Genomic DNA, 6,162 nt, shown 5'->3' on the forward strand with positions numbered 1-6,162 from the left:
GCGCGCCGCGTCGTCAGCGCGATTGCGGAGCGTCGGGCGTCGACGGCTGGGTCGGGGACGGCACCGGAGCCGTCGGCTGGGCCGGCGCGGCGGGTACCGGCACCGGCGGGGCGCCCTGCCCCTGGCGCAGCGTGTCGAGGAGGTTGTCGGCGTTGGGCTGCGCCGCCGGCTGATTGGCCGTGCCGGCCCCCTCGATGATCGAGCGGGGTGCCGCGGCCCGGTGCGATATCACCGCCAGGGTCATGCTGGTGGCAAAGAAAATGGCGGCCAGGATCGCGGTCGCGCGGGTGAGCGCATTGGCCTGCCCGCGACCGGTCATGAAGCCGGAGACTCCGCCGCTCCCCCCGCCGCCCAGCCCGAGGCCGCCCTCGGAACGCTGCAGCAGCACCACGACGATCAGGCCGAGGACGACGATGAGGTGGATCGAGATCAGGACGGTCTGCATGTCGCTTTACGAAGGTCCGGGATTCCAGGCATCCGAACGGCATGGGGCCGCCGCGTCGGAGCGGAAGGTCTGCGAGAGAACGCGCTCCCTACACGAGATCGGCAGGCGCGCCAAATCCCGCAAGACCTTTGCTTCGAGGGCCTCGGTGCTCGCTCAGCTGCAGGCCGCCACGATGGCAAGGAAGTCCTCCGCCACGAGGCTGGCGCCGCCGACCAGCGCACCGTCGACGTTCTCCACCGCCATGAGCTCGCGGGCGTTCCCGGGCTTCACCGAGCCACCGTAGAGGATGCGGACCTTCTGCGCCTCCGGGCCGATGAGCTGGCCGAGCATCTCGCGCAGGGACGCGTGGACCTCGGCGATGTCGGCTGGCGTCGGCGTCAGGCCGGTGCCGATCGCCCAGACCGGCTCGTAGGCGATCACGGTGTCGCGGGCGGTGGCGCCCTTGGGCACGCCGATGGCGAGCTGGGCGCGCACGATGTCCAGTGCCCGGCCCTCCTCGCGCTCCTCCCGGGTCTCGCCGACGCAGATGATGCCGCAAAGGCCGGCGCGACGGGCGCCGAGCGCCTTGGCGTGGACGCCGTCATCGGTCTCGTGATGGTAGGCCCGGCGCTCGGAATGGCCGACGATGACGTAGCGGGCGCCGAGATCGGCCAGCATCTCGGCCGAGATGCTGCCGGTGAACGCGCCGCTCGCCTTGGCGTGGAGGTTCTGGCCGCCGATGGAGATGGGTGAATCGTAGACCGCCGCGACGCAGGACGAGATCAGGGTCGAAGGCGGGCAGATCAGGACGTCGACCGCCTCCCTCATCGGTGCGGTGAGGCCGTTGCGCACCGCCTCGACGATGGCCACCGCGGTGCGCAGGCCGTTCATCTTCCAATTGCCGGCAACCAGCGGACGCCGCGCTCGACCCGTCATCGTGTCCCTCATGCCCCGGTTTACGCGAACGTCCGACTCTCAGGCCTCGGGCCGGGGCCGTAACAGAGCCGCCGGAAGGGCGCAAACCAAGCGAGAGCGGAATCCCCTTAGGTTTTGCGGATGGCGGGCGGATGGTCTATCGCAACCGGCTTGATAGAGACCGGCGAATGGTGGAGGCGACTGCGCCTCGCCGGCCGACCACCCACACTGACGGGCAACCGAGCGTTCGATGCTGCAGAATATCCGCACGGCCAGCAGCCACTGGCTCGGCAAGATCGTGCTCGGCGTGATCTTCACCTTCCTGATCGCCGGCGTCGCCGTGTTCGGGGTGGAGGATTTCTTCCGTGGCGGCTCGTCCACCAGCGTGGCGACGGTGGGCCGGACGGCGATCTCGGCGGAGGCGGTGCGCAACGCCTACCAGAACCAGCTGCAGCGCTACCAGACCCAGATGAAGCGCAGCTTCACCCCGGATCAGGCGCGCGCTCTCGGGATCGACCGGCAGGTGCTGGCGCAGCTCGTCAGCGAGGCCTCCCTCGACCAGCAGGCGCAAGCGCTGGGGCTGGTGGTGCCGGATGCCGCGGTCCTCCGGGCGATCCGCGAGGAGGCCGCCTTCAAGGGCACCAACGGCGCGTTCGACGCCAACCTGTTCTTCCAGACCCTGCAGCGGGCCGGCATCAACGAGGCGACCTTCGTGCGCGAGCAGCGCGCCGTGATCGCACGGCTCCAGCTCGCCGAGGCCGTGGCGGCCGACCTGCACGTGCCGGCGGCGATGCGCGAGGCCGTGCATCGCTACACGACCGAGCGTCGGTCGGCGGCCTTCATGATGCTGCCGCCGTCGGTGGCCGGCGACATTCCGGCCGCGAGCGAGGACGAGCTCAAGGCCTTCTACGAGGAGAACAAGTCGTCGTACCGGGCGCCCGAGACCCGTGCGGTGACGATGCTGGTGCTCGACCCGGAGGCCCTGGCCAAGCCCGACGCGGTGAGCGCCGAGGACGTGGCCAAGCGCTACGAGGCCAGCCGCGGCACCTATGGCTCGCCCGAGCGCCGCACCATCCAGCAGATCGTGTTTCCCGATGCCGCCACCGCCGAGGCGGCGCGCAAGGAGATCGAAGCCGGCGAGAAGCCGTTCGAGGCCGTGGCGCTGGCCCGCGGCGTCAACGCCAAGGACCTGTCGCTCGGCACGCTGACGAAGGCCGAGCTGTTCGACAAGGCGGTGGCGGAGGCGGCCTTCGCCCTTCCCCTCAACACCGTGAGCACGCCCGTGCAGGGCCGGTTCGGGCCCGTGCTCCTGCGGGTGACGGCGATCACGCCCGAGAGCCTGAAGCCCCTGTCGGAGGTCGAGGCCGAGATCCGAAAGACCATCGCTCGGGAGCGCGCCACCGCCGAGATCGATACTGCGCATGACACCATCGAGGAGCAGCGCGCCAACACCAAGCCACTCGCCGACATCGCCAAGGAGCGCAGCCTGCCGCTCCTGACCATTCCGGCGATCGATGCGAGCGGCGCCGACCCGGCCGGCGCGATGGTGGCCGGCATCCCCGACCGCGACACCACCCTGCCGGCGGTCTTCCGCGGCGAGGTCGGCGGCGATTCCGAGGCCCTGCGTACCAAGGCCGGGGGCTACATCTGGTACGATGTCACCAACGTCGAGCGGGCGCACGACAAGCCGCTCGCAGACGTCCGCGATGCCGTGGCCGCCGGCTGGCGCAGCGCCGAGGTCGCCAAGCGCCTCGCCGCCAAGGCCCGGGACCTGACGGCCCGCCTCGACAAGGGCGAGACCCTGGAAGCGCTGGCCGCCGAGACCGGAGTCCAGGCCGAGACCGAAGCCGACCTCGCGCGCGGGCAGCCGAAGGGTCAGATCACCGCGTCGAGCGTCGAGCGCATCTTCGCTACCCCCGTAGACAAGGCGAGCTCGGCCGAATCGGGCGAGGCGCGCGTGGTGTTCAAGGTCACGACGGCGACGATGCCGGCCCTGGTCCTCGGCAGCCCGGCCGATGCGGCGATCGAGACGCGGTTCCGCACCGTCGTCGCCGACGACGTGCTCAGCCAGTATATCGGCGAGGTCCAGAAGGATGCGGGCGTCACCGTGAACCAGGCGGCCTTCCGGCGCGCCATCGGCGGCGAATACTGAGCCGTCAGGAACGCGCCCGATGTCCGACCCTTCCGCCGCCGCGCATGTGGCCGAGGCCTACGAGGCGGGGCGGGCGACGCTGCTCAGCCTGACCCTGGTGGCGGACCTTGAGACGCCGGTCGCGGCCTATCTCAAGCTCAGCGCCGGCCATGCCGGTCCCGCCTTCCTGCTCGAATCCGTGGAAGGCGGCGCGGTGCGCGGCCGCTACTCGATGATCGGCCTCGACCCCGACCTCGCCTGGCGCTGCCGCGACGGCCGCGCCGAGATTGCGCGGGGACCGGACCTGTCGGCTTTCGCGACCGAGGAGGCACATCCCCTCGAGAGCCTGCGGGCTCTCATCGCCGAGAGCGCCATCGGCGAACAGGTTCAGGCCGATGCGCTGCCCCCCATGGCCGCCGGCCTGTTCGGCTATCTCGGCTACGACATGGTCCGGTCGATGGAGAACCTGGCCGCGCCCAATCCCGACCCCCTCGGCGTGCCGGACGCGATCCTGATCCGACCCAGGGTGATGGTGGTGTTCGATGCGGTGCGCGACCTCATCACCGTGGTGGCGCCGATCCGCCACCGCGACGGCGTGAGCGCCAGGGCCGCCTACGAGACCGCGCTCGCCGCTCTCGAGCGCGTCGCCGAGACGCTGGAAGGCCCGCTCCCCGTCGATGCGCGGGTCGATCCTCGGGACATCGCGGCGCCAGAGGCAGTCTCCAACACCACGCCGGACCAGTTCTTCGCGATGGTGGCGCGAGCCAAGGAGTACATCGTCGCCGGCGACATCTTCCAGGTCGTGCTCTCGCAGCGCTTCGAGGCGCCCTTCACCCTGCCTGCCTTCGCGCTCTATCGCTCGCTTCGGCGCACCAACCCGGCTCCCTTCCTGTGCTACCTCGACTTCGAGGATTTCCAGGTGGTGTGCTCGTCGCCCGAGATCTTGGTGCGGGTGCGCGAAGGCGTCGTCACCATCCGGCCGATCGCCGGCACGCGCCGGCGCGGCGCCACGCCGTCCGAGGACCGGGCGCTGGCCGAAGAGCTGCTGGCCGACCCAAAGGAGCGTTCCGAGCACCTGATGCTGCTCGATCTCGGCCGCAACGACGTCGGCCGCGTCTCGGCGATCGGCTCGGTGCGGGTGACGGATTCGTTCTTCCTCGAATATTACAGCCAAGTGATGCACATCGTCTCGAACGTGGAGGGTGCGCTCGATCCCGCCCACGATCCCCTCAGCGCGCTGGCCGCCGGCTTTCCCGCCGGCACCGTCTCGGGGGCGCCCAAGGTCCGCGCCATGCAGATCATCGACGAATTGGAGAGCCAGAAGCGCGGCCCCTATGGCGGCTGCATCGGCTATTTCGGCGCGCGCGGCGAGATGGACACCTGCATCGTCCTGCGCACCGCCATCGTGAAGGACGGCCGCATGCACGTGCAGGCGGGAGCGGGCATCGTCTACGATTCCGATCCGGCCTCCGAACAGCAGGAATGCGTGAACAAGGCGCGCGCCCTGTTCCGCGCGGCCGAGGATGCCGTGGTCTTCGCGAGCCGGGCGCGGCGGGGGCAGTAGCCTCCCGAAAATCCCGGGCGCGGATGCGGCGCTCGGGCAGGGTTGACCAGGCTCGGGCCTGCCGTCACATCGGGGCCAGTCCTCGACCGCGTGAGCCGATGTCCGACGTCCTCGTCATCGACAACTACGATTCCTTCACCTGGAATCTCGTCCACCTCATCGGTCCGCTCTGCGGCGCGATCGACGTGGTGCGCAACGATGCCATCACGATCCAGGGCATCCGCGAGCGTGCGCCCGACGCGGTGGTGCTGTCGCCGGGGCCGTGCTCGCCCAACGAGGCCGGCATCTGCCTCGACGTGATCCGCGAGCTGTCCGGCGAGGTCCCGATCTTCGGCGTCTGCCTCGGGCTCCAGGCGATCGGGCAGGCCTTCGGCGGCGAAGTCGTGCGGGCGCCCGCCCCGAAGCACGGCAAGGTCTCGACGATCGAGCACCGCGCCTCGGGCCTGTTTCGGGGCCTCAACGGGCCGTTCGAGGCGACGCGCTACCATTCCCTCGTGGTGGAGCGCGCCACCTGCCCAGAGACACTGCGGGTGACGGCCGAGGCCGACGGGCTGATCATGGCGCTGGAGCACGCCAGACTGCCGATCCACGGCGTCCAGTTCCATCCCGAGAGCATCCTCTCGCATCACGGCGCCCACATGGTGCGCAACTTCCTCGACATCGCCGCCGCCTGGAACGCGGCGCGTGACAAGGCGCGCACCGGCGTGCATTGACGGCCCGAACCGCCCCCTTCGGAGCCGGACCGCGCGCCACGACGATGGATTCGTTCAAGCCCCTCCTCGCCACGGTCTCGGCCGGCCGGGCGCTTTCCCGCGACGACGCCCGTACCGCCTTCGACGCGCTGCTGTCGGGCCACGTCACTCCCGTCCAGGCCAGCGCCTTCCTGATCGCCCTGAAGGTCAGGGGCGAGGCGGAGGATGAGATCCTCGGCGCGGTCGAGGCGATGCGCGCCCGCATGGTGCGGGTCACGCCCGTGCCCGGCGCCGTCGACGTCGTCGGCACGGGCGGCGACCATTCCGGCAGCTACAACGTCTCGACTCTGGCCGCGATCGTCACCGCCGCCTGCGGCGTGCCGGTCGCCAAGCATGGCAACCGCGCCGCGACCTCGCGCTCGGGTGCGGCCGACGT

Annotated in this window: 5 protein-coding genes and 1 pseudogene; 4 read left to right on the top strand and 2 right to left on the bottom strand. The window is 70.6% G+C overall.

Annotated elements, in window-relative coordinates:
* Positions 1–13: 13 nt before the first annotated feature.
* A complete protein-coding gene (gene secG, locus ACFE7U_RS17075; protein WP_375410910.1) occupies positions 14–445 on the bottom strand; it encodes a preprotein translocase subunit SecG in 432 nt (143 codons plus the stop codon).
* 153 nt (positions 446–598) lie between these two features.
* Positions 599–1,360 carry a triose-phosphate isomerase gene (tpiA, locus tag ACFE7U_RS17080; RefSeq protein ID WP_375410911.1) on the bottom strand — a complete coding sequence of 254 codons (762 nt, stop codon included), beginning with the start codon at positions 1,358–1,360 and terminating at the stop codon, positions 599–601.
* 229 nt (positions 1,361–1,589) lie between these two features.
* Between tpiA and ACFE7U_RS17085 the strand changes: the two genes are divergently transcribed.
* The 4 genes and pseudogenes from ACFE7U_RS17085 to ACFE7U_RS17100 form a co-directional block, all read left to right on the top strand.
* Positions 1,590–3,491: a SurA N-terminal domain-containing protein gene (locus tag ACFE7U_RS17085; protein ID WP_375410912.1), complete on the top strand. Its 1,902-nt coding sequence runs from the start codon at positions 1,590–1,592 to the stop codon at positions 3,489–3,491.
* A 19-nt stretch (positions 3,492–3,510) separates the two neighbouring features.
* Complete coding sequence (gene trpE, locus ACFE7U_RS17090; RefSeq protein WP_375410913.1) at positions 3,511–5,034, top strand: anthranilate synthase component I; 1,524 nt, start codon at positions 3,511–3,513, stop codon at positions 5,032–5,034.
* Positions 5,035–5,132: 98 nt separating this feature from the next.
* Positions 5,133–5,747 carry an anthranilate synthase component II gene (locus tag ACFE7U_RS17095; RefSeq protein WP_375410914.1) on the top strand — a complete coding sequence of 205 codons (615 nt, stop codon included), beginning with the start codon at positions 5,133–5,135 and terminating at the stop codon, positions 5,745–5,747.
* Between the two features lie 44 nt (positions 5,748–5,791).
* Positions 5,792–6,162 (top strand): annotated as a pseudogene (locus ACFE7U_RS17100) (anthranilate phosphoribosyltransferase); the annotation flags it as partial.

This window comes from uncultured Methylobacterium sp., from assembly GCF_964251405.1.
In the GTDB taxonomy this organism is placed as follows: domain Bacteria; phylum Pseudomonadota; class Alphaproteobacteria; order Rhizobiales; family Beijerinckiaceae; genus Methylobacterium.